This is a genomic window from Streptococcus sp. 'caviae' (assembly GCF_001937065.1).
Lineage (GTDB): Bacteria > Bacillota > Bacilli > Lactobacillales > Streptococcaceae > Streptococcus.
In genome coordinates this window covers 167,352-193,006 of the sequence record NZ_MOWR01000004.1, presented here as the reverse complement: position 1 = coordinate 193,006, position 25,655 = coordinate 167,352, and the positions used below count along the sequence as shown (strand labels likewise).

Sequence of the window (25,655 nt, the reverse complement as noted above, 5' to 3'; positions counted from 1 at the left end):
AAGATTGATTAGTTCCGAAATGAGACGAAACAGCTGCTCTTAAGGCAGAAGCCTAAAAACAAGAAAGCAGCTGTTCAATCAGCCATAGCTGACGAACACTAAAAAATCTCAGCAACTTTTCCAGAAGAAAATTTTAGACTGACTAAAGTCAGCAGAGCAGCCCCCAAGTACTGTCTTAAACTGGCAGTTCAAGACAAAGTTCAAGGCTGGAACATCATGTTCCAGCCTCTATATGTTTTATACTGTTTTGCCATCTGACCGCGTCTTGACAACCGACTCATACTCAAGCGCAGGAAAGCTGTCAGACATCTGCTTAGATCACAGTTCAGCTAAACATTACTGATATACCCATTGGAAGTAATCATCTCAGCCATTTATCTGTGCAAAACAAGGCTTCGACCTTAACCAGAATTACGCAGGCCGGTAGCCACACCGTTAATGGTAATGTGAATCAGATTTTCTAAACTTTCACCCAGCTCACCGCGGCGCTGACGCTTAATCAATTCAATCTGAATATAATTTAAGACATTGAAATAAGGCAGGCGGGAATCGAGGCTGGCTTGCAGATAGCTATTGTCCTCCAAGAGGCGCTCGTGATTTTCAATCGCTAAAATAATGTTTTTTGTCAGCTGCCATTCGTCCAGAATCGTGTTAAAGACTTCTTTTGTTGCCTCATCCTGACACAGTTTGGCATACTCAAACGCGATGTTCATATTTGATTTTGACAGAACCATGTCCACATTGGATAAGAGGGAATGGAAGAACGGCCAAGACCGATACATTTCCTGCAGCTTAGCTAAGTTTTTGTCATCCTTATCGATGAAATGTTTAAAGGCTGAACCCACGCCATACCAGCCAGGAAACATAATCCGGTTTTGCGACCATGAGAAGACCCAAGGAATGGCACGCAAGCCGCTGATTTCCGTAATAGTTTTACGGGCTGCAGGACGTGAGCCGATATTTAAGCTGGAAACTTCCCGAATCGGACTGGCTGCAAAGAAATAATCGTAGAAATGATCATTGCCAAAAACAAGGTCACGGTAAATAGCATTGCTGTCTGCTACAACTTCGTCCATAATCAGACGGTAGTCAGGCAGATTTTCGGCATCAACAATTCTTCTTGTCACCATGCGATCCAGAGTTGCGGATACGAGCATCTCCAAATTATAATAGGCGACATCCTTATTGCCGTATTTATTACCAATCACCTCGCCCTGCTCTGTCAAACGAATACGGTCTTTAATAGAGCCGAAAGGCTGTGAGGTAATGGCTTCATAAGACGGTCCGCCGCCGCGGCCGACTGTTCCGCCGCGGCCATGGAAGAAGGTGATTTTCACACCTTTGTCCAGACCGATCTCTGTCAATTCATTCTGTGCCTTATACAGTGTCCAGCCGGAAGACAGGTAGCCGCCGTCCTTGTTAGAATCGGAATAGCCGAGCATAATTTCCTGGTAACCATTATTAGCAGCAATCCATTTTTTGACAATATCATAATCAAGATACTGCTTCATGATTTCCCGAGAATTATCCAAGTCCTCAATCGTTTCAAAGAGAGGAACAATTTGCACACGCGCTTTTTCCGTATCAACCAGACCGACTTCTTTAAGCATGACCGCCAGTTCAAACATATCAGAAATACTTTCTGTATGCGAAATAATATGCTGCTTAATAACATCTTCGCCGAGAGCATCTTTTAACTGTCTGGCTGTTTTAAAAATAGCCAGTTCTTTTTGAAGAAGCTCCGACTTTTGGACATGGGTCGCCGAAAGAATCCGAGGATCTTCTAACAGCTGATGGAGCAAAATCCGGCACTTTTCTTCTTCAGTCAGGCTGCTGTAGTCCTGCACAATATTAGCCGAAGCCAAGAGCTCTGCTACACAGGCCTCGTGGACACTGGAATCCTGACGCATATCGATAGAGGCCAAAAAGAATCCAAACACATCAACTGCCTGAATCACTTCGGTCAGATCACCGCTGACCAGAGCAGAATCATTATTTTCCAGCAAAGAATTCTTGATGAGCTCTAAGTCATTCCGAAATTCCTGAGCCGTTTGATAGGGACGAATTTGCTGGCTGTCAGCAGCTTCTGAATCGGCCGGTTCTTTAGCAAAGTCCCCCTTCTTTAAGTAAGCCAGAGTTGCTTGCAGCCTTGACTGAATATAGTGAAAAGCTTTGCGGTAGGGCTCTTTTTCACGGTAAATGGAAACATCCGTCGAACGTTCTGCCATCTCTTTGACAGCCTCACTGATAGTCGAAAGGCTGTCAGATAAAGAGAAGGTCCGATACAGGTCTGAGAGTTTGCTGATATAATAATTCAAAATGACTTCACTTTGAACCAGAGCAGAAATTTTTAAAGTTTCAGCCGTTACATAAGGATTGCCGTCACGGTCACCGCCGATCCACATTCCCATGGTAATCGGTTTTGCTGCAGCCAAATCAATCCCCTTTTGCTCAGCCAAATGCTTGTACTGGGTGCTGAATTTCGTAACAGCCTTGATCAAAGAGGAATTGTAGTATTCCATGACATTGGTGATTTCATTGGTAACTTTGAGTTTTTTCTCGCGGATAATATCTGTCTGCATGATCAGCTCAACATAGCGGCGCAGCTCATCATACCATTTTTGTCTGTTGATAGAGCCAGACTTAATATCGCGGTATTTACGCAACAATTCATGAATTCGATTGGTCAAATCCAGCATGGTTTTACGCTGAACCTGAGTCGGATGGGCTGTTAAGACCGGTACAACATTAACATTTTCTAAAATTTCCTGAGCGTTGTCCTGCTCAGAAACCAGATCAATAGTGGCTGATATCTTGCCGAGATAGTCAATGTCATTATTGTTTTGATAATTAACCTCATAAGCCAAATTAACGTCTTCAGAGATGTTAATCAAAAGCGGCAAAATCGCAAAATAGCGTGAAACAACAACCATCTCGTTATTATTCAGCTGCTTGATCGCCTGCTCTAAATCCTGATGCTTTTCTTCAACGGATAATTTTTTTAAGAGATTAATCTTATCAAAACTATCATTTCCAATCATTTTCTTTGTCACATCATCCAATGATTCAGTAAGAATACTGATCTCTTCGGCGATAGCCTCTTTATCGTTTCTGCTCTCTAATTTACTGACTGTCACGAAATGCAATTCCCTTCTTTATTGATATTTTCTATCATATCACTTTTAGAAAAAAAGTAAATGAATTCTCTGGTATTGGTGCGTTTTCATAGCTAAAAGCACAGCCGCTTGAGTTTTTCTCTGCTGACATCATAATAATCAGCACAGGTACCTGCTTTAATTCTTATCCTTATAGACTTTCTGGTAAAATTCAATCTTATCGCCGTCTTTGACCTTGATCTTATCAGCTGACTTAGGAGCTAACTTATTATTAACATCAAACATCCAGTAACGTCCGGCCTTCTCGTCCTGAGACAGGCCGTCAATGGCAGTGATGAAGCCGCCTTTTTCTTTGACCTTATAGTTAGCCTTCAGCACATCCATCACGGTATCTCCTTTTTTAAAGGAAACCTTTTCATCCGTTTTATCAGAACCGGTCTTAACAATCAGCCTGACCTGAAGGTCTTTGGATGTCTCAGTCCTGCTGTTGCTTCCCCTGTTGCTGCAGGCTGCCAAAAGGAAGACAATTCCGGTTAACACTAAAAATTTACATAGTTTTTTCATTAAATACAAATCTCCTAAAAATTGATACGATAAGGGGGTAAAAGAGCATTGTTGAAACAGCATGCATCAGATTAAAGGTCATGCCGGCCAGAATATAAGCAAACAATGGAGCTGCAAACAGCAAAGCTGAGTAAGCATCAACGATTATACCGTAGAGAATACTCATCAAACCGGCCAAAACAGCCTGCAGAATCATCTCCTTTATCCTGCCCAAAGGCAAAGATTTGGTCAGAGGGTAACAAATGAATTTCCATAGGAACAGGATGCTGGCAAAACTTATTATCTGACCCAAAACCCAGGGTCCGAATCCCAGCAGAAAACTGGTAACCAGCATTGTTACGGACATTATCAATACGCTTTCCCACAAGCCGTAAAAAACTGCGCATACTAAAAAGATGGCAGTTATAGGCTGAATATTGGGCAAGCCGGCAAAGGCGATCCGCAAAACGATCGCTAGTGCTGACAGAATCGCAATGCGGCTGATTTTTTTAAGCGGCATATTATCTCCAGACTTGATCAATAATTTCTTTTACCAGTTCTAATTTAGCCCATTGATCTTCCTCTGTCAAGATGTTTCCTTCTTCCGTTGATGCAAAGCCGCACTGGGTAGACAGCCAGAGCTGATCCAGCGGCACATACTGACTGGCCTCTTTCAGACGGGCAATGACAGCATCTTTATCTTCAAGCTTAGCATCCTTTGAAGTAATCAAGCCAAGGACTGCCACCTTATCTGGATCCTTAAAATCTGCTAAAGGTTCAAAACCGCCTGCCCGCTCACTGTCAAATTCCAAAAAGTAAGTTTTGGCCGCTTCCTCGCCAAACAGCTCGTGGGCAACAGGTCCATATCCGCCTGATGAAGCCCATGTCGAATGATAGTTGCCTCGGCAGACATGGGTGTTGACCTGCAGACCCGCCGGAACATTTTGATACACATCATTATTTAACGTCAGAAAAATATCTGCCAGTTCATCCCTGACCTGTTTAGAAGTCTTGTTCTGCGGAGCACCCCAGGCTGTCAAAAAGGCCTCATCAACCAAAGTCCCCCAAGTACAGTCATCCACCTGCAGTGTTCTAAGGCCAGCATTGAACAGGTCTTCTATCACTGTCAGGTAGGCCTTTTTTATGTCCTCCCGCAATTCAGCAAAATCGGGATAAACTGCACTTAACTTGGCAACATGGTCAGCATCGCGGATTAATTCAAAATAGAACTGTGCCGGCGCTGGAATAGTATATTTGGCTTCGACATCTTCCTTATCGGCAACTAAATCATATAAGAACTTGTAATCTGCAACAAAGGGATGGTTTTCTCCGCTTATCTTTCCGGCAATCAGAGCCGAGTCAGCCTTGGTTGTCTCATCGTGAAAGTGATAGCCTTCGGCTGCTTGAACATGGTCAATCCCCTGAAATCCCCAGAAAAAGTCCAAATGCCAGTAGGCACGGCGAAATTCCCCGTCGGTCACCTTTTCGAGCCCTGCCGCTATCTCCTTGTCAACCAATTCTTTAATCAGCTGATCTTCAGTGGCCCGCAGCTGCTCTTTAGAAATGTTTCCAGCTTCAAATGCTTCCCGAGCTTTTTTCAGAGCTTCCGGACGCAAAAAACTGCCGACATGTTCAAAATATTTTTTTGTCATTTTTTTCTCCTTATTAGATAGATGGAAATGATTGTCTTTCATTTTATCATCTGTTCCTATAGCTGTAAAATATAAATATATTATGATTTATTATAGTTAATAGCTATATCTGATGCTGCCCAGCAGACATATTTTGCTTTTTTCCAAACTTTACGTTAAAATAGGGGAGATGAGAAGAAGAATTAAGCCTGTTTTTGTTCTGGCTTTCTTCAGTTTGTTCGCTTTATTGTTAATTTTGAGCAACAGCCGTTCTGAAAATGCGCGGCAAAAAGAATTAGCTGCAGCTCGAAAATCAATTCCTGAAATTGAACAAACTGCAAAGAAACAAAAAACAAATTCAGATGGAGACACTTTTACTCTTAATCCGATTATTGATATCTCCGGCTGGCAGCTGCCCAGCGAAATTGATTATGATACCCTGTCTAGCAACATATCGGGTGCTATTATTCGTGTGCAGGGCGGCTCAGGTATCGCCAAGAAAAACAATGCCGCTCACAGTTCCGGAGTTGATAAATCGTTTAAGACACATATTGAAGAATTTCAAAAACGAGGTATTCCTGTAGCCGTCTACGCCTATGTCCGCGGGTCTAGTGTCAAGAAGATGAAAGCTGAAGCCAAAACTTTCTATAAAAATGCTTCGCCTTACAATCCGACTTTCTATTGGCTTGATGTTGAAGAGAAAACCATGTCTGACATGAATAAGGGCGTCAAGGCTTTCCGTGATGAATTGAAACGCCTCGGTGCCGAGAATGTCGGCATCTATATTGGTACCTATTTCATGGAGGAACACAGCATTTCTACCAAGGGCTTTGATGCCATCTGGATACCTACTTACGGCACCGACTCAGGCTATTTTGAAGCTGTTCCCAAGACCAAGTTAAACTACGACCTGCACCAATACACTTCTCAGGGACGGCTGCAAGGGTTTAAACACACACTGGACCTCAATCAAATTGCTGTTAACAAAGACACCAAAGCAACCTATGAAAAATTATTCGGACCGGTAAATGAATAAGCTTGACAGTCTTTGGTTTCCGTCATATAATGTAGTTAATAGAATATCACAAGGAGTGCTTCTTAGCTGAGATTGCTTTTTGCAAAATCCTATGGACCTGATCTAGTTAATACTGGCGTGGGGATGTGACTAATTGATGAAATTAACACATGCAGACTCCTTGAATGAAGGAGGTCTTTTTATGTCCAAAAATTCTGTCATTCTTGTCGAAGCGGCACTGGCTGCTGCTTTAGCCATGGTCCTGTCACTCCTGCCTGATTTTGCCAGCTGGTTTACCCCGTCCTTCGGAGCCATTCCGCTCATTATCTTTTCTCTGAGAAGAGGCGCTAAATATGGGATTTTATCCGGTCTTCTCTGGGGGCTGCTGCATTTTCTTTTGGCCAAAGTCTACTATCTCAGCTTTTCACAGGTCATTCTGGAATATATCCTTGCTTTTCTTTGCATGGGTTTTGCCGGTTTTATGCAAAAGCCCCTTCAGCAGGCTCTTAAAAAGGGGCACAAGTCCAAGGCTCTGTCCTATGCCATTATTGGAGCTTTTGCTGCCACCTTCACCAGATATGTCTGCCATTACATCGCCGGCTTTATCTTTTGGGGAAGTTACGCACCAAAAGGAATGTCTCCTTTCTGGTATTCCTTTACGGTCAATGGCAGTGCAGGACTGTTTACCTTTCTAGTGGTTATTCTGGTTCTGCTTGTCCTGGTGCCAAGTCAGCCGCAGTTCTTTTTGCCTAAGACCAAAACAAAAACAGGTAAAGGGAGCTGACAATTCATAAAGAGAGCGGAACGGCGAAAGCAACTGCTTTTGATGACTGATTGCTTATACGTCATCTTCCGGATGATACTCTTTTGTGAGTAATGACGCCGCCATCAGGGCTATCTATTCCGCTTTCTTGGAATATAGACAGAACTATCTTCAAGGCAAAATTTTTTTAAGCCCTGTAAATGCCAGAATTAGTTCCCCAATTCACAAGCAAAACGAGATTTATCTTCAATTTGAGAACGGGATTAAAGCTCCCGTTCTTTTTCATTTGGCATCATGTTCTTCTTAAAAAATCAGCTGCCTTTTTTCTTGATTTCAGTTTTTTTAAAGCAATCGTGCTATGATAATGATATGGCTAAAAAACGAAAAACGAAGAAACAATCTCCTGCTAGAGGCCGGCGCAGCCGGCAGCGCAAAAAGAAAAAACAAATGAAGTATCCAGTCCTTGCAGGTCTCCTGCTTGCTCTTTTGGCACTTACTTTTTTTATCTACCAGCACCGCTTTCATGTTTCTGCTTCTTATAAAGTCAATCAAAAGGCGATTATTACAGCTGATTCTTCACCGATGCTCTATCCTTATTTATTTGATTTGGCTGCCGACAGCTTAGAACAAAATGCAACTGTACAAGTGGAAGGCTATTTTCTGACAAAATTAAAAGGCAAACAGGTGACTCTGGCTAAAATAACATTAAGGGGGCGCAGCTATTACCTTGATGCTAAAAACCTTCAAATTCAGCAGACCAATACCATCAATCAGTACATTGCTTCTTTAAATTACCCTCATGCTGAAATTACCCAGGCTATTTACCAGCAGTTTAAACAGCAAGCTTATTTTGGGGCATCTGCACAGCCTAAGGGTATTATCATTCACGATACCGGCAACGACAGTTCATCTCTTCAGAGCGAGGTCTCTTATATGAAGCAGAATTACAAATCAGCCGGCGTCTTTGTCCACAGCTTTATTGACAAAGACAGTATTTTTCAGATTGCCGATGATCGCTACATGGCTCAGGGTGCCGGTCCTAAAGGCAATCCTTATTACCTGCAGTTTGAACTGATACGCGAGCACAGCCAGGAAAATTTCGCCAGACAGTTAGCCAATGCCGCTTATTATACGGCTGTCATGCTTAAAAAATACCAGCTGCCAGTTACGCTGGGCCAAAAAGATGCTTCAGGAACTGTCTGGACGCACCAGATGGTGTCCAGCTATTTAGGCGGGACAGACCATCAAGACCCAGATGACTATTGGAATGGGGCTGCTGCAGAATTTTTTGCCAGCGATTATTCCGTACAGGACTTTCTGGATTTAATTCAAGTCTATTATAATCAGCTTTAAAATGATATAATGGGAAGGTATATTATTTTATTTTGGAGGAAATCATGATTTCTTGGATAGCAAGATTAATCAAAGGAGTTATCATTGCCTTGGGCTTTATTCTGCCTGGCGTATCTGGCGGAGTATTGGCATCTATTTTAGGGCTGTATGAGCGTATCATTTCATTTTTGGCACACCTGTCAAAAGATTTTGTCAAAAATGTTCTTTTCTTTATCCCTGTAGGAATCGGCGGCATTCTGGGAATCGCTCTTTTTTCTGCACCTTTAGAATACCTGCTGGAACATTATCAAGTTCCTGTTCTCTGGGCCTTTACAGGAACGATTGTCGGAACTCTGCCAACCTTGTTTGCTGAATCCACTCAAAAATCTAAACGCGATAAAGCAGACTGGATCTGGCTTTTAGGAACCTTTTTGGTCTCCGGCCTTTTGCTCTACTTCTTAAATGACTTGGTCGGTACCATTCCAGCCAACTTTGCCAGCTTTGTTCTGGCCGGTGTCCTGATTGCTCTTGGTGTCTTGGTGCCGGGACTCAGTCCGTCCAATCTCCTTTTAATCATGGGCCTTTATTCACCCATGCTGACCGGTTTTAAAAACCTTGATCTAATGGGTGTTTTTCTGCCGATTGCTATCGGCGGTATGGCAGCTGTGCTGCTCTTTTCAAAGGCTATGGACTACGCTTTGAACCATTATCATTCCCGTGTTTATCACTTTATTTTAGGACTTGTCATTTCCAGTACGCTTTTGATTATTATTCCAAATCCAAGAAATGCTGAGAGTATCTCTTATGCTGGCAGCAGCTGGGTAACCTTCTTACTGGCTGCTTTGTGCTGTATAGCCGGTATTGCTTTGGGAGCTTGGATGAGCAAACTTGAGGAAAAATACAAATGAGTAAAAAGCATAAACTGAAAAAAACACTGGTTGATCAGATTTTGGATAAAGCAAAAATAGAACACGACAGTTTAGCCATCAATGCCTTAGAAGGAGACTTGCCGGAAGATATCCGAGAGGAAGATATTTTTAAAACGCTGGCTCTAAAAGGCGATAAGACAGGCCCAATTATCGGAATTATTCCCATCACAGAGCACCTGTCTGAAAAAAAGCTGGCTAAAATATCGGGCAATAAAAAAGTCAGCATGATTCCGCAAAAGGAACTGCAAAAAACAACCGGCTACGTTCACGGTGCGAATAATCCTGTCGGCATCAGGCAAAAACATCCTTTTCCTATCTATATTGACAGCACGGCGCTTGAAAAGGGAAAAATGATTGTATCAGCTGGTGAAATCGGCCGGTCTATTGGCATTGACAGCCAAGTTTTGGCAGACTTTGTCCATGCTGAATTTGCTGATATTAAGGAGTAGAAAATGAGAGTACTTGGAAACATTATTTGGTTCTTTTGTGCTGGACTTTGGGCTGCCATTGCTTGGTATGCAGTGGGGCTAGTGCTCTGTATCACCGTTTTAGGAATTCCTTTTGGACTGCAGTGCTTTAAAATCGGCTCTTTCGGCCTTTTTCCCTTTGGCAAAACAATCGTCTTTTCCAACCGCTTCTCCAGCCTCTTAGGGAATATCATCTGGATTTTACTGGCCGGATGGGAACTGGCTCTGATGCATCTGTCCAGTGCTGCTGTCCTTTGCATAACCATTATCGGAATTCCTTTCGCTGTACAATCGGTAAAGATGGCCGGTATCAGTCTTTTTCCTTTTGGTGTTGAAATTATTGATTAGATTTGGGAGATGTAAGAATTGTGAAACTGTATTTTGTCAGACACGGAAAAACGCAATGGAATTTGGAAGGCCGCTTTCAGGGTGCCAGCGGAGACTCGCCGCTTCTGGAAAGCTCTGTTAAGGAACTTGAACTTCTGGGACACTATTTGAAAGATATCAAATTTGACAGAGTGTATTCCAGCGACCTCAAACGCGCCAGGCTCACCAGCCAGATTATCACTCAGGAAAACCTTTATCCAACAGATATCACCTATACTAAAAATCTGCGAGAATGGAATCTGGGCAGATTGGAAGGTCAAAAAATCAGTCTGGTCAGCTCCATCTATCCTAAACAAATGAAGGCTTTCCGCCATAATTTGGCACAGTTTGATCATTCCATCTTTGATGCTGAGTCTGTTTACCGTGTAACGCACCGCGTCTCAAACTTTGTGAAATCACTTAAGGACTTACAGGCCCAAAATATTTTACTGGTGGGCCACGGGGCCACACTGACAGCCGCTATTCAGTCACTCTTAGGCTGCGAACCTGCTCAGCTTCGCCGGGACGGCGGGCTTGATAATGCCAGTGTCACCATTTTAGAAACAGCAGACTTCAAACATTTTAAGCTGATCACTTGGAACGACACGTCTTATGAAAAAGCAGTTTTAAAACAAAGCATTTGATACCTTTTCAAAAAGAGGGAGTGGAGCAACCCAAAAATTGAAAATTTTAGTTCTCACCAGGTCCTGGTATTAAGGTGGTGACCTGAAAGTCCAGTGGTCTGTTTCAGACCGAACAGCTAAAAATAAGAGAGTGGGTAGAAATCAATTTTTGAATGATTGATTTCTACCCACTCTCTTTTTAGTTTTATCAAACTGTATTTCATACTAAGCAAACTGTATGCTTAAACAGCCTCTACTTAGCATATTTCAGACGCAGCACCTTTTCTTGGTTCTTATCCAGTCTAAGCAGAATAACAACCTTGTCAATACTGATATTGCTTTCTAATAGTCGTTCAGCAGCCATCATAAGACCGTTATTAATTCCCAGCTGTAAGACAGGATTGCTGCGGTCATTTGTGTCAAAAATAAATTTGTGGCTGGGCAGGTCAAATAAAACTTTCACAGCCCCATAGAGCTGCTCAAAGGAATCGATCTGCAAATCAAAAACAGGCTTTGTCCCGGCCTTTAAGCGGCGGCCCCGGTGATTAAACCACATAGAATGCCAGCCGCTGTTATGAGCACCAATGATATCATTATCATAAGAGTCGCCCACATACAGAGTCGTATCAGGATTCATATCAAACTGCTCAGCAGCCAAATTAAAGATTTCTTTCTGCGGTTTTTGAAAGCCTGTGGCCTGACTGACCAACACCCGTTTAGGGGCAACATAATCATAGAGCCCTAACTTTTTCACTTTTTTCAGCTGATGTTCCGTCGGACCGTTGGTGATAACACCCATGGGAATATTTTTTTCTTTCAGAAAATCCAGTGTCAGACGCATTTCATCCAGCATAGTAATCTGATCCAGTTCCTGTTCATAAACTTCCTGAAAATGATTTCCCTCATCTTCGCTGATTTGCCGGTAGCCAAACTCTAAGAGGGTCTGCTCACAGCGCCAAAAACGGAAGTATTCCGTGGTCCATTCCCCAGCCATTACCCGCGGAAAACCTGTGTCCGAATAATGGCGAAAACGGATGTAAGCCTGATTGATCTGAGTCATATCAAAATCAGGAAAACATTTTTCCACAGCAATTCGGTAAGGCGCCTGCTGATCATAAATAGTGTCATCAACATCAAAAACAATAGCACTAATCATAAGTCATTCTTTCTAAATCTTAATTCTAAAAAATTATACTATTTTTCCAGCCTTTTTTCAAAATCTTTGTCAGCTATTCCTTCATTTTGCACTCAGCCATCCTCTGGCAGAGCTTCAGCTGAAATAAGGAGAAAAACCGGCAGGCTTTCTTCTGTCTAAAAATTCCGGACACTTAAAAAGGCCTAGTTCAGCTGTTTGCAGAACTAAGCCCCTTTAATGATTTATTTCACAGTCAGAATAATGCAAAATAAATCTCTCTTTTCATGATTGCTAATCAATTTGTTCAAAGCGCATCTTTTGCTTTACTTGCCCTTGACCGGCTTCGGAAATCTGATAAGTAAAACTGCCTGAAGTGAAGTGCTTGCCAAAAGCTAATACGCTGTTATACTGCCACTGAGACAGCTTGTTATCTTCGACTTTTCCTAAAGTCACTCTATTGCCGTTTGCCTTATATTTCCAAGATGCACTTGTACTTTGATCCTTATAAACTTTTTCAAACTGCCTGTCGCTCTGGGCAGCTTTTAAAGCAGCTGCTTTATTTCGCGTAACAATGGCTTTATCACTAGTGCCGGAAAAAGCAACATACATTACACGGTCATTTTTCTCTCCTTTAAGGACACTTGAATATTTATAGGCATGCCCCGGAATCATTTTCGCTACATGATGGCTGGCATAGTAATAAAATCCGCCGCCGATAACGATAAGAGCAAGAAGAGCTGCAGCAATAATAGTTATGAGCTTGCGTTTAGTCATTATTTCCCTCACTATTCTAGATTATCATAGGACTCGTCAGCCGCTTCTGTTACAGCCTCTGTCGTGTCTTCTTCCTCATAAGGCTCTGCTGCTGTTGTATAGTCATCCGTATCATTATTATACGGAGTATCCGCAGCATCGCTGTTATCGTTGCTATTACTATCCGCTGTATCACTGCTGCTTCTATCAGTATCTGCATTTGGAACATCACTTTCATCATCGCTGGAAGTGTCGCTTGGCTCTGTTTCCTCAGGCTTATTATAAAGGCTTAGATTGAAGCTGAGTTCCGTTTTACTTTCAGCCGAAACATCCAGCTGGACCGCCTGAGCATCCATCAAGTCTTGCAGATGGCCGTCATTCTTTAATTGTTCGTAAATAGCTTTGGCAGCTTCTTTAGCCGCTTTTTGTGTTTGAGCAGTGCTGTTTACCTCAATGGTTTGAGCCTGTTGGTATAAGCTTTCTTTTTCCAAATCTTCGACTTGAACGTCATCTGATTTTTCTTCCTCATCATGGGAGATAAAGCTGATTTTTTTGGACGATTCTTCCATCATAAGTTTATTCATTTCGTCTTGGACAGTATCCTGATAAACTTCAGTCTCTAATGTTTTTTCTTTAGCTTTTGGCTTAGTCTTCTTTTTAGTATCAGTACTTGATTGATCGGTGTCATCTTCATTTGAAGAACGATCTGTACTCTCTTTAGTCATTTTATCAGAAGATGATGAACTGTCGTCTTGATCATCAATAGCAGGATAATTGTGCTCAATATGATTATCTTCATAATAAGAGGTGTTGTTAACAATAATCACAGTATCATTATCGCTGTAGAAATTAATATTGATTGAGGTATGGGCACAATAGCGTCCGCTTCCTTTATAGGTATAAGATGCAGGCACCTTGCCATCGCGGTTCAGAATAAGTACGTCCCCTGCATAAATCAAATCTACATTGGCAATGTTATTGTCATAGGCGAGCTTTTGGATAGAAATACCAGTTGCCTGCGAAATTCCCCAAAGAGTATCACCCCACTGAATAATGTAACGTTCACCGTTTAAGTGATTCAAATTAATATTTTGAGATGATATATTGCTGCTGATCTGATCCGGAGTGCTGGCAACCCAATTGGTAATATCAGCACGCTGAGCATTGGTTTGATCAGCATAAAAATCATTTGCTGCTGCTTTTGCTTGCACAAGCATCGGCAAGACAAGAGCACCCAGCATCATAGCACTGCTAAAAAGCTGTTTCTTTTTCATTGGTCATCCTCCCAGAAATCCGCCATTAACCATTGATGATGGTTAAATTAAAAAATTAACATTAGTTTGCAAAAATGTTACTGTTTCTTTACGCCTATTATATTCTTTCTGTTGCCTTGCTGTCAACTGATTTTAAAATTTTTCACAAGCAAATCGATTCTTTAACCCTCTTTCTCTCCAGCAAAGCATTTTCGCAGATTTTCCTATATCACATGTCCTTATTTTATGGTAAAATAAATAGGAAAACTTTTTGGAGGAAAACATGTCAAATCAACACACAGAAGAATTAAATGACCAACAGATTGTCCGCCGTGAAAAAATGGCTGCCCTTTCTGAACAGGGAATTGATCCCTTTGGCAAACGTTTCGAGCGTACTGCTACTTCTGGTCAATTAAAAGAAAAATATGCTGACAAATCAAAAGAAGAACTGCACGACATTAATGAAAGAGCCACTATCGCCGGCCGTCTCATGACCAAACGCGGCAAAGGCAAGGTTGGTTTTGCCCACCTTCAGGACCGCCAAGGCCAAATTCAGATTTATGTGCGTAAAGATACTGTCGGTGATGACAATTATCAGATTTTCAAAAAAGCTGATATTGGGGATTTCTTAGGTGTTGAAGGAGAAATCATGCGCACCGATATGGGTGAGCTCTCTATCAAGGCGACGCATATCACTCACCTGTCTAAGGCTCTTCGTCCCCTTCCTGAAAAATTCCACGGATTGACAGACGTTGAAACCATCTACCGCAAACGCTACCTTGATTTGATTTCCAATCGCGACAGTTTTGAGCGCTTTGTCACTCGGTCAAAAATCATCTCAGAAATCCGCCGCTACCTTGATGATCTTGGTTTCTTAGAAGTGGAAACGCCTGTTCTCCATAATGAAGCCGGCGGTGCTGCTGCAAAACCATTTACCACTCACCACAATGCTCAGGATATGGACATGGTGCTTCGGATTGCTACCGAACTGCACCTTAAGCGGCTGATTGTCGGCGGCATGGAGCGGGTCTATGAAATCGGCCGTATCTTCCGTAACGAAGGTATGGATGCCACTCACAATCCTGAATTCACATCTATTGAGGTCTATCAGGCCTATGCTGACTTTGAAGATATTATGGATTTGACTGAAGGTATTGTTCAGCATGTTGCTAAGGCCGTCAAAGGAGATGGTCCGATCGAATACCAAGGCACCGAAATCAAAATCAACGAACCCTTTAAACGCGCTCATATTGTTGACTTAATCAAGGAAGTAACGGGTGTTGATTTCTGGCAGCCTATGACCTTAAAAGAGGCAGAGGCCTTGGCTGAGGAAAAAAATGTACCGCTTGAAAAACATTACACTTCTGTCGGTCACATTATCAATGCCTTCTTTGAAGAATTGGTCGAAGAAACGCTCATTCAGCCTACCTTTGTTTACGGCCATCCTGTTGAAGTATCGCCCTTGGCTAAGAAAAACGCTGATGATGCTCGTTTCACCGATCGCTTCGAGCTCTTTATCATGTGCCATGAATACGGCAACGCCTTTACCGAGCTTAATGATCCTATCGATCAATTGGAACGCTTCAAGGCTCAGGCTGCTGCCAAAGAACTGGGAGACGATGAAGCAACAGGCATCGACTATGACTACATTGAAGCCCTCGAATACGGCATGCCGCCAACCGGCGGACTGGGCATCGGCATTGACCGCTTAGTCATGCTTCTCACTGATACCACCACTATCCGCGATGTCTTGTTATTCCCTACGATGAAATAATCGGATCTCAAAACGTTGTTTTTGCGGGATTTGTAACCACAACTTGCCTAAACTTAGCACCAAATTTTTATACCTTGAAAAAATGGTAAATAAAAACAAACCGAACACCTTCTATTCAGATTTGGTATCTGAGGAAGATGTTCGGTTTTTTGAATGATTCAAATCTAATGACTTTGATATTTTTAAAAATCCTTAAACTAATTAGATTCTCGTAGATGCTGGGTTTTAATTAGTTTTTAGTTAGTAACTAGCAAACCAGTCTTTATTCACCCTTTGCAATAGGGACTTTGGCTAAGGATAAATCAATATGGCAGTAGCCGTTGGGATTTTTCTTGAGGTAATCTTGGTGATAGTCCTCAGCATCTATAAAGTGACGTAAGGGTTCTAACTCAACAGCCAGAGGACGGCCATCGTTTTTTTGACTGACGGCTTGCATCATTTCTTGCGCAATCACCTTGTCACTCTCATCCGTGTAATAAATACCTGTGCGATATTGACGGCCGCTATCATTGCCTTGACGATTGATGGAGAAAGGGTTAATAATGCGGAAATAATGCTGGAGCAGCTCACGCAGTGTGATACGTTCCGGGTCGTATGTGACAGCGACAGTTTCCGCATGATCTGTGGCATCAATCAAAGCATAAGACGTCACTTCAGATTGACCATTAGCATAGCCCACACGAGTCTCCACAACACCGTCAATCAAGTCAAAGTAACCTTCAACACCCCAAAAGCAGCCTCCTGCTAGATAAATTGTTTTCATATACTTCCTCCATTTCCATACTAAGTGCTTACTCAACGACAGCCATATAATCTGCGTAACCTTCTTTTTCCATCTCTTCATAAGGAATAAACTTGAGCGCAGCAGAATTAATGCAATAGCGCAGACCGCCGCGGTCAAGTGGACCGTCGTTAAAGACATGTCCCAAGTGCGAATCAGCTTCCTTGCTGCGAACTTCGATACGACGCATACCGAAAGAACGGTCTTCGTGGTCGGTCACCCGATGGCTGTCAATGGGTTTGGTGAAGGCCGGCCAACCGCAGCCCGAGTTATATTTGTCGGTGGATGAGAACAAAGGCTCGCCACTCACGATATCAACGTAAATGCCCTTCTCAAAGAACTCGTCGTATTCCCCTGTAAAAGCACGCTCAGTTGCGGCCTTCTGTGTAACCTCATAGGCCAAATCGCCGATACGCTTGCGTAATGCTTCTTTTGATTCTTCTGTCATGTGACAACCTCCTTGTGATTGTTTACAGATAATGAGAGTGAATGTTTTATCAGTTATTGCGCTCTTAAAAGCGGTGTTAAGGTTGACCAGAGCACATAGGTCTGGGTAGGAAAGGACATCACCATGCTATTAAGGTCCTGCGCGGTCATCTTTTTCTCAATGATCGGAGTCAGCCAATCCAACCAAGTGCCAGCTTGGCTGGAAATCGCAGCTGCACCCACCAGATAATCTTCCCTGTCAAAAATCAGCGCTAACTCAGCGTCCAGCTCATGGTTGTTGACCCAGTCGTGCTGTTCTCCCCATGGGATTTCGACCAATTTGTATTGGTCAGGATGGGCTTTTGCTTGGTCAATAGTGACACCGACTTGCCCAATGCGTGACAGAGTAAAGACAAGGTTAGGGATGACAGGATAGGTGATGGCTGGTCCGTCAGGATTTAAAATATCACGGCCGATATAGTTGGATTCAAACTCGGCTGTCGGTGTTAATTTGGGAATAGTCTTGTCAACAACGTCACCTGAGGCGTAGATATTTGGCACAGCGGTACGCATGTGGTCATCCACCTTGATACCACGTGGGCTGGCTTCGATACCAAGATTTTCCAAGCCTAGGTTTTCAATATTAGCGATACGTCCTGTCGCATCCAGCACGAAATCGCCTGTCGCTGAAAGACCTTCAGCTGTCGCTACACGCAAACCATCGTCCACTTTTTCAACTTGGAAAACACCTTGACCAAAGTGGAAAACTGCGCCTTGAGCCTCAAATTTAGCCACGATTTTTTGGACATATTGTTCTGGATAAGCCAGCAAAGGACGCTCAGCATATTCAAAGAAGGTCACTTTCTTGCCTGCCAGCAAAACCATCGAGGCAAATTCCATTCCGATAATACCTGCACCAATGACAATCATGTGTTCAGGCAAAGCATCCAAATCTAAAAATTCAGTACTGCCTTGTGTGAACTCTTTGCCCGGAATATTAAGCTTAGCATTGCGGGCACCGGTCCCGATGACGATGTAGTCAGCCGTGTAGTGTTGGTCTCCGACAGCGACCGTGTGGCTATCAACGATAGTTCCACGTCCGTTGATAATGTCAATTCCCAAGCTTTGGAACATGGGAGGAAATACCTCTTGAAAGCCAGCCAGAGTTTTGCGCTTATGAGCCATCATGGCTGCCCAATCAATCTGCACATCCGCTTTCAAGCCCAAATCTTGGTAGTTGTTCAGCCCATCTACATACTCAAAGGGACCATCTAAGAGAATTTTGGCATCGCAGCCATAGTTGGTACAGACACCGCCAAATTTGTCTACTTCAATCATGGCCACTTTTTTTCCTGTCGCAGCCAGCAGACGGGCACCGTGGTTGTTGGCATGACCGCTTCCAATAAAAATCACATCATAGTTCATATTTTTTCTCCTATTTCTTTGTTTAGTCAGCCAAGACTTTATAGGTGCTCACCTTGCGTGAGACATGTTTGCGAACCTCCTGTGTTTTTGGGTCTGAGTGCCCTTCTTTGTGACCCGGGCGATTCAACCACGCCTCAAAATCAGTTTTATAATTCCATTTTGAGAGCAGGATAAATTCGATGCTATCTCCCTTGTCTTCACCTTGCCAGCCTTCAGCTGCCAAATTGCCTGGCCACGCTTTGAGGGAAGCAACATCGCGTTTGATTTTTTCAAGAAAAGCTTCTTGGTAGTCTTTGTCTACGGTAAATACGGCTGTTTGTACGATGGTCATAATGAGTTCTCCTTTTTATCTGGTAAAATTCTGTTTTGGTTACAAATTTTCTAAGCGCTTAGCTAAGTCTGCAATCTCTTGAGATGTTCCCACGCCGTCTAACTTGGCTAAGATTGGTACCTTGTAGGCCTTGGCAATGTTTTCTGCGCCAAAATTGAAAGTCTCAGCATGCTTTGCCATGGAACCACTCCCAACAACAGCTTTGACACCCGGATTATGCGCTAAAAACTGCTCAACAACCTTGGGCGTTTTACCCTGTCCTGTAGAATACGTGAAAATCACATAGTCCCCGTCAAGTGTTTCTTTGCCTGTTTCGATTTTCAAGGCATCTGTCACACCCAGTTGGTTCACGATTTTCTCGACATGGCCTGTACGGCTTGCATAAACGATTTTTGTCATAGTAACTTATCTCCTCTTTCGTTCTTGTCGGAATGTCGCCATCAGTTCTTGGAGCAACTGTAAAAGCATCTCATTGTCTGAACTGCCTTTGAAGTTTTTGGCAATCTCAGCTTGAACAGCCAGAGCGGCTTGCTTTAGATTTACGCCTTCTTGGGTGAGGGTGACAATCAAGTCACGGGCATCCGCTTGTGAGCGCTCCTTAGTAACGAACCCTTTTTCCTCTAATTTTTTTAGTACGGGTGTCAGAGTGCCACTGTCTAGGAAGACCCTATCACGCAGCTCACGGGTGACAATGCTGTGCTCTTCCCAGAGAACCATCATAACCACATACTGTGTGTAGGTCAGTCCGATGTCGGCCAACAAAGGCGTGTAACGGTTGATAAATTCTCTCGAAGCTGCGTACAAAGAAAAGCAGAGGTTGTGTTCTAAAAGCAGAGATGGTGGCTGCTCTTGGGGCTTTTCACTTATTATTTCCTGTGTTTGTCTCAATGTAACCTCCTTATGAACAATTTCGTTCAATCGATTGATTGCAATCAGTTTAACAAAATCGAATCTGCCTTTCAAATATTTTGCTCACGCCCCTGATTCTTACTATATCAACATGGTACAAATTTCTTGATAAAAACCAAATTGTAAATGCTTATCGCTAATACAAATCATCAGTACACCAAAGTTATACAAACTAAAATAAATATATTTAATAGTTGTCTGAGATTTGAATAATCCTAGAAATAATTTGCTCTCCTTTTATTGTTTTTATCTCTTCACGCTGAAATAGTTTCTCTTTAATAATCAACTGCTGTATCAAACCCATACAGGCATTCTTTTCTGTTGCTGGGCACATTAAAAATCCAGCTTGGTTAACAGGCTGGACTTCTTAGTCTGATTTTTTGCTAATATTGCAAGACACGTCTTATTTCTAATTGCTGGCTTCTGATGGCTTTTCATGGTAGAATGAAATCGGAATTTTTTAATACTGACTCTTAAAGAAAGGACTTTTGGTTTCCCGCTTCTTGGCCAATGAATTATTAACATGAAAAAATATTACATTTCTTTTTTATCGGCTGCTATTTTTATAGCTTATGGTCTCTTGCAACAGCATCACATCTTTTTGCTACTCGGTATCGTCTTTATCCTCATTGGCATCAGGGATGTTTTAGATCAGAACAAAGACTAGCCATGACACTCATTTAAATGAGTTTGGAAACTGTGAACAGCGGGTACAGCCTTGAGCTTTTATGTTCGGCTTGGGCAATCCGTTCAGAGTTATCCAAATTTTTTATTTTTATTAAATAAAGCATACCTAATTTTTTACTTTGTTATCCTTAACCTTTTAGAATTTTTGTGCTATACTTGAGATAAAAGTAATTAGAAAAGAGATTTTCAAATGGAAACTCATTCGTCTTCTACAGTTCCTAAGAAAAAGTCCCTCAGCGAAGTCAATCAAAGTGTTAAAGTGCCTAAAAATGCTTCTTTTTGGGCAACTCTAAGGGCTTTTTTAGGACCGGGAGCCCTTGTTGCGGTCGGCTATATGGATCCCGGCAACTGGATTACCAGCGTTGTCGGCGGAGCCAGTTATAAATACCTGCTTTTATCGGTTGTTCTGATCTCCTCCCTTATCGCCATGCAGCTGCAGCAAATGGCTGGAAAATTAGGCATTGTGACACGTCAAGACTTAGCACAGGCAACAGCAGCCCACCTTCCCACAGGACTGCGCTACCTTTTATTTGTCATTATCGAATTGGCTCTGATGGCTACTGACTTAGCAGAAGTCATCGGTTCAGGTATTGCCCTGCACCTCTTATTTGGCTGGCCGCTGCTGTTTTCAATTTTCATTACTATCTTAGATGTTTTTTTGCTTCTGTCCATTATGAAATTAGGCTTTAGAAAGATTGAAGCGATTGTCTCAACCTTAATTTTGACGATTCTGCTTATTTTTGCCTATCTCGTTTTTATTTCTCATCCCAGTGCAGCTGGTATTTTCAAAGGCTATCTGCCCAGCACTTCCATCTTTGATCTGTCCAGAACTGCTGACAACAGCAGACTGACTCTGGCTCTAGGCATTATTGGTGCTACTGTTATGCCGCACAACCTCTACCTCCACTCATCCATCTCACAGACGCGCCGGGTGGACTACAAAGAAAAATCTTCCATTCAGCAGGCTGTAAAATTCATGACTTGGGACTCCAACATTCAGCTAAGCCTGGCCTTTATTGTTAATTCTCTCCTGCTGATTCTCGGAGCATCGCTGTTCTATGGGCATGCCAGTGAAATCAGTGCCTTTGCACAAATGTACAACGCTCTTGCTGATCACAGCATTGCCGGAGCGGTTGCCAGTTCCTTTCTGTCAACATTGTTTGCCATTGCTCTTTTAGCCAGCGGTCAAAATTCAACCATTACCGGAACACTTACAGGTCAGATTGTAATGGAAGGATTCCTGCATTTAAAAATGCCCCAATGGCTCATTCGTCTGGTGACGCGTCTATTAGCCCTGCTTCCTGTCTTAATTGCTGCCATCATTTATGGCAGTCAGGAAAAGGTTTTAGACCAGCTCATCGTTTACTCGCAGGTTTTCCTGTCTGTCGCCCTGCCCTTTTCTATCTTTCCTTTGGTCTACTTTACCTCCCAGAAAAAAATCATGGGGGACTTTGTCAACGCCAAATGGAATACCTATCTCGCGTATGGAGTGGCTGTTTTACTGACAATCCTCAACTTGCAGCTAATCTTAAACACACTCTTTTAGGCAGAGGAGCTTCACCTTTAGGGTAAAAAAAAGTCGAAGCAGTGCTGTGCTTCGGCTTCATTTTCTAAATTCATTGACTAAAACATCAAACTCTTCATTGGTAAGCGTGATGCCCTTGCCCATCTTTGTATGATCCGGGCTCCAAGATCTGATGTCAAACTTGGCCGGTGCACCGTTAAAGCTGACACGGTTGAGTTCCTTGGTCCAGCCCTTGTCATTTTCAGACAGGACCAACAGTTTTTCTTCAATTTCAAAGGTAAATTCTGCCATATATTCCTCCTATCATTATATTCGTAAGAAAGTTTGCTAAAAAAGATAAATTTATCGTTTTTCTTACAATTTTTAATTAAGTATTTTATTTTAACCTAAAATAAGGTATAATCATTCTAACAATTTTTTAGAGAAAATGCCATGAAAAGATTTTTACAAACGATTTTAGAGCATGTGAGAGAATTCATTGAACCTACCAAAAAATCTCCCGATATTATTTTAAAAACCAATCAATTATTACATACGATTTTGCAGGCACAAAAAAAGCATGAAGCTGTCCATGTGATCTATCTTGATAAGAGTTTCACGGGAGATATTGTCAAATACGACAAAGAAAACAATAAGCTCATTTTAAAAAATTTCCAAAAGAATATATCAGCTATCATCAGTATCTCAGACATCAAACGCCTGACTCTGGTGCCAAAAACTGTCAGAGATTCCCAAAAACTAAACTGAACTGCAGGTAAAAACAGACCCAAATAAGCTCACCCCTAAGATTAGATTTTTCTGTCTAACCTTAGGGGCTTTTTTATATTAATTAAAACTCGAAAAAATTAAGATTAGACTGGGCGGCCAAGTCAGCGACGTTTGACTCCCAAAGATATAGGACATATCAGGCTCTGAGCGTCACACTGCTGCCGTCTTCCTTGTATAAATTTACCAGGCCTTCCTTGCAGGCACGAATCATATCACCTGCTTTTACTGCCTGAGGCACCGTAATCGTTAAAAGCTCCATCGGTTTAGGGGCACGTTCAATCTTGACACCGTCGGCATCATGCAAATCTTGGATAAAGGTTTCAAAATGCCGGAAGCCCGGTCCGTAAAATTCAACTCGGTCTCCTTCGTTGATGACGTTGCGCTGACGAATGGTAGCTGTCATGCTTGATTCATCAAAGTCAACAACTTCGCCGATAAACTTGTATTGCGGAATCTTGCGGCGCGCTCCGAAAAGCTGCTCATTTTCAGTTGGGGTACTGTAGTAAAAGCCAGTCGCCAATTCCCGCTGAGCTACCTTCCATAATTCGTCAATCAGGTCTTCTTTGATGGCTTCAAATTTTTCCGGACTTTCAAGATAGGCGTCAACAGCCGCCTTGTAACAGTTGGTCACTGTGGAAACATAGTGAATGGATTTCATGCGGCCTTCAATCTTAAGGCTGTCAACGCCGTTTTCAATCATGTCGGGAATATGTTCGATCATGCACATATCAACGGCTGACATTGAATATTCCTCAGGAATTTCACCCTTGAGCGATCGGCGCTCCTGCCCAAAAGGCATGTCAAAGAGATCATATTTCCAGCGGCAGGACTGTGAGCAGCCGCCGCGGTTAGCGTCACGATGGCTCATATGATTGGATAAGACACAGCGCCCTGAGTAAGAAATGCACATGGCACCATGTACAAAAGCTTCGATTTCAACGCTGGTGCGCTTACGAATTTCAGCCAGCTCTTCCATAGTGACTTCACGCGCCAAAACGACACGTGTCAGCCCCAGCTCCTTCCAGAATTCAAAAGTTTCATAATTTGTTGAAGAGGCTTGGGTTGACAGGTGGATTTCAAGACCTGGTGCCTCCGTTGCACAGATGGCAATCAGGGCAGGGTCTGATACGATAACAGCATCAAGACCTAAATCACGCAGCTCTCTAAACCATTTCCCTGCTCCGATTTCATTGCCTTCATGAGTAACCATATTGGCAGCTACATAGACCTTCACACCGTGTTCATGAGCATAATTAATGCCTTCGGCCATTTCTTCCATGGAGAAATTACCGGCACGGCTGCGAAGACCATAGGCCTGCCCGCCGACAAAAACAGCATCTGCTCCGTAATCTACAGCCACTTTAAGTTTTTCTAAGGTTCCGGCCGGTGACAAAACCTCCGGACGTTTTTTTCTTATTTGTGTCATTTTACATCCTTTTCCTTTATTTAACTAAATTAGGGTCAAAGTCATAAAAGCCAGTGTCTAACCCTCGGCCTTTGGGGTGAAGTTTTCGGAGTTCTTCATCAAAGAGGAAAGCCTGATCCTGCGTAAAAGTTCCTGCTTCTATCAAGGTACGCGCCTTAACAAATAATTTAGCAATCTCTACAAAATTGTGACCCGGACAGTAAATACCATCCAGTTTCCAATGATTATAATGGTGATCGGTTAATTCCGAAAGCTTCGTCATCAGATCAATATCATTATTGATAAAAATATGCGTTCCATGCTTATCTTCGTAAATCGAATAATGCGATTCCGGATCGCTGGGCTCAGCCAGAAAAAGACCGCGTTCTCTTGATTTTTCATCGTCTATATGCGTAAAATTGTAATAATTTTGAATCAGAGGCCGTTTGGAATGGTGGATAACAGAAGCCCCGTAAACCAAGATTTCAGCTGGAATTTCTAAATTCTCAGACATGGCAAAGAGCTCTTCTGAAGGGATTTCACGCGCTAAAACAGCTTCCACAGCTCCATGCTGCCCCCAAAAATTAACCTGACGGCTGGAAGTGACAAAAACAGATGTATCATAAATCAGCTTAAAATGATAACCGTCACGCTTATTGACATAAAAAACACCGGCATCACCGACCGCCAGATAATCCACCTGAATTTCCATCATCAATTCCAAAAAAGGCTTGATATTATCCATCATCTCCTGGTGCATGAGAGCATTGGCAGCAACCGTCAGCTCTTTTCCAGCTCCATGAACCAGCGCAGCAATCTCTCTCAGCTCATCATAGTTAAAAGTATGGGGCAGACGCAAAGCATAATCCTCCTCGCCAACATAGATGCGGTCTACACCAGCGTCCAACAATTCTTTGACTTGTTCAACAGATTCTGCAGTTGCAGTAATAACAATTTTTTCCATACCTATTATTGTATCAAATTTAAGATAAAAAGCCACTTTTTTGAAAAATTTAAAGCCCTATCAAAGCGAAAGCTGGCTTATTCCAAAAAAATTTTCAGAAAACAGATGACAAACTTCACAATTTGTGATAAGATGTTAAGGAATATCCAGAGGAGGAACTCATGTCAGCAAATCTGAACAGGCAGACAGAAAATTATGAAGAACTTGATTATCAAGAAGATCTGACGCCTAAGTATCAAGAATTTCAAGATTTTGATGATAGCAGGACAAAGCTAGACGAACTTATTTTTTTCGCTAAACTGGCTTTTTTCTGTGTCGTGACAATCCTGACCTGTTTTATTCTTCTGGTTGCTAAGTTCTCTCCTGTCTTTGCTTTCCCGCTGTCCTTGCTGGTCAGCTGGGGAATTACATCAGCAGCGCAAGCCGGGCTGAAACGCCTTAAATCTTAATAATAAAAAAGCGGGATTTCACCCGTAAAATCAAAGCACTCCAACGCTTAAGCTTAAGCGTTGGAGTGCTTTTTTATGCAATTAAGGCTGAAGATAAACTGAGCTGACTTCCTCCTCATTTGCCTAAAGTATCACTCTAAACGCAGTCAAAGCAATCAAAAAGACCTGACTCCTTTAACATTTGGAAATCAGGCCGCTGCTTAATGGTATTATTCAACTGTCATTGGACAGGGAGCTAGTCACTTTCTTTCTTGTGCTTTTGGCTATAGTCAAGCGATAACAAGC

26 protein-coding genes, 1 pseudogene and 1 riboswitch are annotated in these 25,655 nt (G+C 42.5%); of the genes and pseudogenes, 11 read left to right on the top strand and 16 right to left on the bottom strand.

Translation table 11 applies throughout. From position 1 onward, the window contains the following. Positions 1–401 precede the first annotated feature (401 nt). The 4 genes from ppc to BMI76_RS05870 all read right to left on the bottom strand — a co-directional run bounded on the left by ppc (position 402) and on the right by BMI76_RS05870 (position 5,311). The gene (ppc, locus tag BMI76_RS05885) at positions 402–3,137 is read right to left on the bottom strand and encodes a phosphoenolpyruvate carboxylase (protein ID WP_075346658.1); all 2,736 of its coding nucleotides are present in this window, start codon (positions 3,135–3,137) and stop codon (positions 402–404) included. 156 nt (positions 3,138–3,293) lie between these two features. Beyond that, positions 3,294–3,680 (bottom strand): DUF4430 domain-containing protein, encoded by a 387-nt coding sequence (locus BMI76_RS05880; protein WP_075346657.1) that lies wholly within the window; start codon positions 3,678–3,680, stop codon positions 3,294–3,296. Next, positions 3,664–4,179, bottom strand: coding sequence for an ECF transporter S component (locus tag BMI76_RS05875; protein WP_075346656.1), 516 nt, complete (start codon positions 4,177–4,179; stop codon positions 3,664–3,666). The genes BMI76_RS05880 and BMI76_RS05875 overlap by 17 nt, the downstream gene beginning before the upstream one ends. Position 4,180: 1 nt before the next feature. Then, positions 4,181–5,311, bottom strand: a complete 1,131-nt coding sequence (locus BMI76_RS05870) for a 5-methyltetrahydropteroyltriglutamate--homocysteine S-methyltransferase (RefSeq protein WP_075346655.1) — start codon at positions 5,309–5,311, stop codon at positions 4,181–4,183. A gap of 169 nt (positions 5,312–5,480) precedes the next feature. Between BMI76_RS05870 and BMI76_RS05865 the strand changes: the two genes are divergently transcribed. The 7 genes from BMI76_RS05865 (at position 5,481) to BMI76_RS05835 (ending at position 10,806) form a co-directional block, all read left to right on the top strand. Continuing rightward, on the top strand, positions 5,481–6,326 hold the full coding sequence (locus BMI76_RS05865) for a glycoside hydrolase family 25 protein (RefSeq protein WP_075346654.1): 846 nt from the start codon (positions 5,481–5,483) through the stop codon (positions 6,324–6,326). Positions 6,327–6,367: 41 nt separating this feature from the next. After that, a riboswitch (TPP riboswitch) is annotated at positions 6,368–6,467 on the top strand. 40 nt (positions 6,468–6,507) lie between these two features. Further along, positions 6,508–7,089, top strand: a complete 582-nt coding sequence (gene thiT / locus BMI76_RS05860) for an energy-coupled thiamine transporter ThiT (protein ID WP_075346653.1) — start codon at positions 6,508–6,510, stop codon at positions 7,087–7,089. Between the two features lie 348 nt (positions 7,090–7,437). Continuing rightward, positions 7,438–8,421, top strand: coding sequence for an N-acetylmuramoyl-L-alanine amidase family protein (locus tag BMI76_RS05855; protein WP_075346685.1), 984 nt, complete (start codon positions 7,438–7,440; stop codon positions 8,419–8,421). Between the two features lie 44 nt (positions 8,422–8,465). Continuing rightward, positions 8,466–9,308 (top strand): DUF368 domain-containing protein, encoded by an 843-nt coding sequence (locus BMI76_RS05850; RefSeq protein ID WP_075346652.1) that lies wholly within the window; start codon positions 8,466–8,468, stop codon positions 9,306–9,308. Further along, positions 9,305–9,778: a YbaK/EbsC family protein gene (locus BMI76_RS05845; protein ID WP_075346651.1), complete on the top strand. Its 474-nt coding sequence runs from the start codon at positions 9,305–9,307 to the stop codon at positions 9,776–9,778. Before BMI76_RS05850 ends, BMI76_RS05845 begins: the two co-directional genes overlap by 4 nt. A 3-nt stretch (positions 9,779–9,781) precedes the next feature. Then, positions 9,782–10,144: a YccF domain-containing protein gene (locus tag BMI76_RS05840; protein WP_075346650.1), complete on the top strand. Its 363-nt coding sequence runs from the start codon at positions 9,782–9,784 to the stop codon at positions 10,142–10,144. Positions 10,145–10,164: 20 nt separating this feature from the next. Next, on the top strand, positions 10,165–10,806 hold the full coding sequence (locus tag BMI76_RS05835; RefSeq protein ID WP_075346649.1) for a histidine phosphatase family protein: 642 nt from the start codon (positions 10,165–10,167) through the stop codon (positions 10,804–10,806). 232 nt (positions 10,807–11,038) lie between these two features. Here the strand turns inward: BMI76_RS05835 and BMI76_RS05830 are convergent, their stop codons facing one another. The 3 genes from BMI76_RS05830 to BMI76_RS05820 all read right to left on the bottom strand — a co-directional run bounded on the left by BMI76_RS05830 (position 11,039) and on the right by BMI76_RS05820 (position 13,947). Then, on the bottom strand, positions 11,039–11,941 hold the full coding sequence (locus tag BMI76_RS05830) for an HAD family hydrolase (protein WP_027976437.1): 903 nt from the start codon (positions 11,939–11,941) through the stop codon (positions 11,039–11,041). Positions 11,942–12,211: 270 nt separating this feature from the next. Beyond that, positions 12,212–12,694 carry a hypothetical protein gene (locus BMI76_RS05825; RefSeq protein WP_075346648.1) on the bottom strand — a complete coding sequence of 161 codons (483 nt, stop codon included), beginning with the start codon at positions 12,692–12,694 and terminating at the stop codon, positions 12,212–12,214. Positions 12,695–12,705: 11 nt separating this feature from the next. Further along, complete coding sequence (locus BMI76_RS05820; RefSeq protein WP_075346647.1) at positions 12,706–13,947, bottom strand: LysM domain-containing protein; 1,242 nt, start codon at positions 13,945–13,947, stop codon at positions 12,706–12,708. A 262-nt stretch (positions 13,948–14,209) separates the two neighbouring features. On the opposite strand from BMI76_RS05820, the gene lysS reads away from it, so the two are divergent. Next, positions 14,210–15,700 carry a lysine--tRNA ligase gene (gene lysS / locus BMI76_RS05815; protein ID WP_075346646.1) on the top strand — a complete coding sequence of 497 codons (1,491 nt, stop codon included), beginning with the start codon at positions 14,210–14,212 and terminating at the stop codon, positions 15,698–15,700. Between the two features lie 277 nt (positions 15,701–15,977). On the opposite strand, the pseudogene msrA reads toward lysS, so the two are convergent. The 6 genes and pseudogenes from msrA to BMI76_RS05785 form a co-directional block, all read right to left on the bottom strand. After that, a pseudogene (gene msrA / locus BMI76_RS05810) lies at positions 15,978–16,463 on the bottom strand (peptide-methionine (S)-S-oxide reductase MsrA); the annotation flags it as partial. A 28-nt stretch (positions 16,464–16,491) separates the two neighbouring features. Then, positions 16,492–16,929: a peptide-methionine (R)-S-oxide reductase MsrB gene (gene msrB / locus BMI76_RS05805; protein WP_075346644.1), complete on the bottom strand. Its 438-nt coding sequence runs from the start codon at positions 16,927–16,929 to the stop codon at positions 16,492–16,494. A 53-nt stretch (positions 16,930–16,982) separates the two neighbouring features. Beyond that, complete coding sequence (locus BMI76_RS05800) at positions 16,983–18,332, bottom strand: NAD(P)/FAD-dependent oxidoreductase (RefSeq protein WP_075346643.1); 1,350 nt, start codon at positions 18,330–18,332, stop codon at positions 16,983–16,985. 22 nt (positions 18,333–18,354) lie between these two features. Next, a complete protein-coding gene (locus tag BMI76_RS05795) occupies positions 18,355–18,663 on the bottom strand; it encodes an antibiotic biosynthesis monooxygenase (protein ID WP_075346642.1) in 309 nt (102 codons plus the stop codon). 39 nt (positions 18,664–18,702) lie between these two features. Next, on the bottom strand, positions 18,703–19,062 hold the full coding sequence (locus BMI76_RS05790) for a class Ib ribonucleoside-diphosphate reductase assembly flavoprotein NrdI (RefSeq protein ID WP_075346641.1): 360 nt from the start codon (positions 19,060–19,062) through the stop codon (positions 18,703–18,705). Between the two features lie 6 nt (positions 19,063–19,068). Continuing rightward, on the bottom strand, positions 19,069–19,551 hold the full coding sequence (locus BMI76_RS05785; RefSeq protein ID WP_075346640.1) for a MarR family winged helix-turn-helix transcriptional regulator: 483 nt from the start codon (positions 19,549–19,551) through the stop codon (positions 19,069–19,071). An 898-nt stretch (positions 19,552–20,449) separates the two neighbouring features. Here BMI76_RS05785 and BMI76_RS05780 point away from each other — a divergent pair. Continuing rightward, on the top strand, positions 20,450–21,805 hold the full coding sequence (locus tag BMI76_RS05780) for an Nramp family divalent metal transporter (RefSeq protein ID WP_075346639.1): 1,356 nt from the start codon (positions 20,450–20,452) through the stop codon (positions 21,803–21,805). Between the two features lie 57 nt (positions 21,806–21,862). On the opposite strand, the gene BMI76_RS05775 is transcribed toward BMI76_RS05780, so the two are convergent. After that, positions 21,863–22,075 carry a YdbC family protein gene (locus tag BMI76_RS05775; protein WP_003087478.1) on the bottom strand — a complete coding sequence of 71 codons (213 nt, stop codon included), beginning with the start codon at positions 22,073–22,075 and terminating at the stop codon, positions 21,863–21,865. Between the two features lie 141 nt (positions 22,076–22,216). Here BMI76_RS05775 and BMI76_RS05770 point away from each other — a divergent pair, with 141 nt between their 5' ends. Then, positions 22,217–22,531: a hypothetical protein gene (locus BMI76_RS05770; protein WP_075346638.1), complete on the top strand. Its 315-nt coding sequence runs from the start codon at positions 22,217–22,219 to the stop codon at positions 22,529–22,531. Between the two features lie 157 nt (positions 22,532–22,688). On the opposite strand, the gene BMI76_RS05765 is transcribed toward BMI76_RS05770, so the two are convergent. Together BMI76_RS05765 and BMI76_RS05760 are read right to left on the bottom strand one after the other, a co-directional pair. Next, positions 22,689–23,978, bottom strand: a complete 1,290-nt coding sequence (locus BMI76_RS05765) for a U32 family peptidase (protein ID WP_075346637.1) — start codon at positions 23,976–23,978, stop codon at positions 22,689–22,691. Positions 23,979–23,994: 16 nt separating this feature from the next. Further along, positions 23,995–24,921, bottom strand: a complete 927-nt coding sequence (locus BMI76_RS05760) for a peptidase U32 family protein (RefSeq protein WP_075346636.1) — start codon at positions 24,919–24,921, stop codon at positions 23,995–23,997. A gap of 161 nt (positions 24,922–25,082) precedes the next feature. Here BMI76_RS05760 and BMI76_RS05755 point away from each other — a divergent pair, with 161 nt between their 5' ends. Then, entirely contained in the window at positions 25,083–25,370 is a 288-nt protein-coding gene (locus BMI76_RS05755) for a DUF3270 domain-containing protein (RefSeq protein WP_075346635.1), read from the top strand. Positions 25,371–25,655 lie beyond the last annotated feature (285 nt).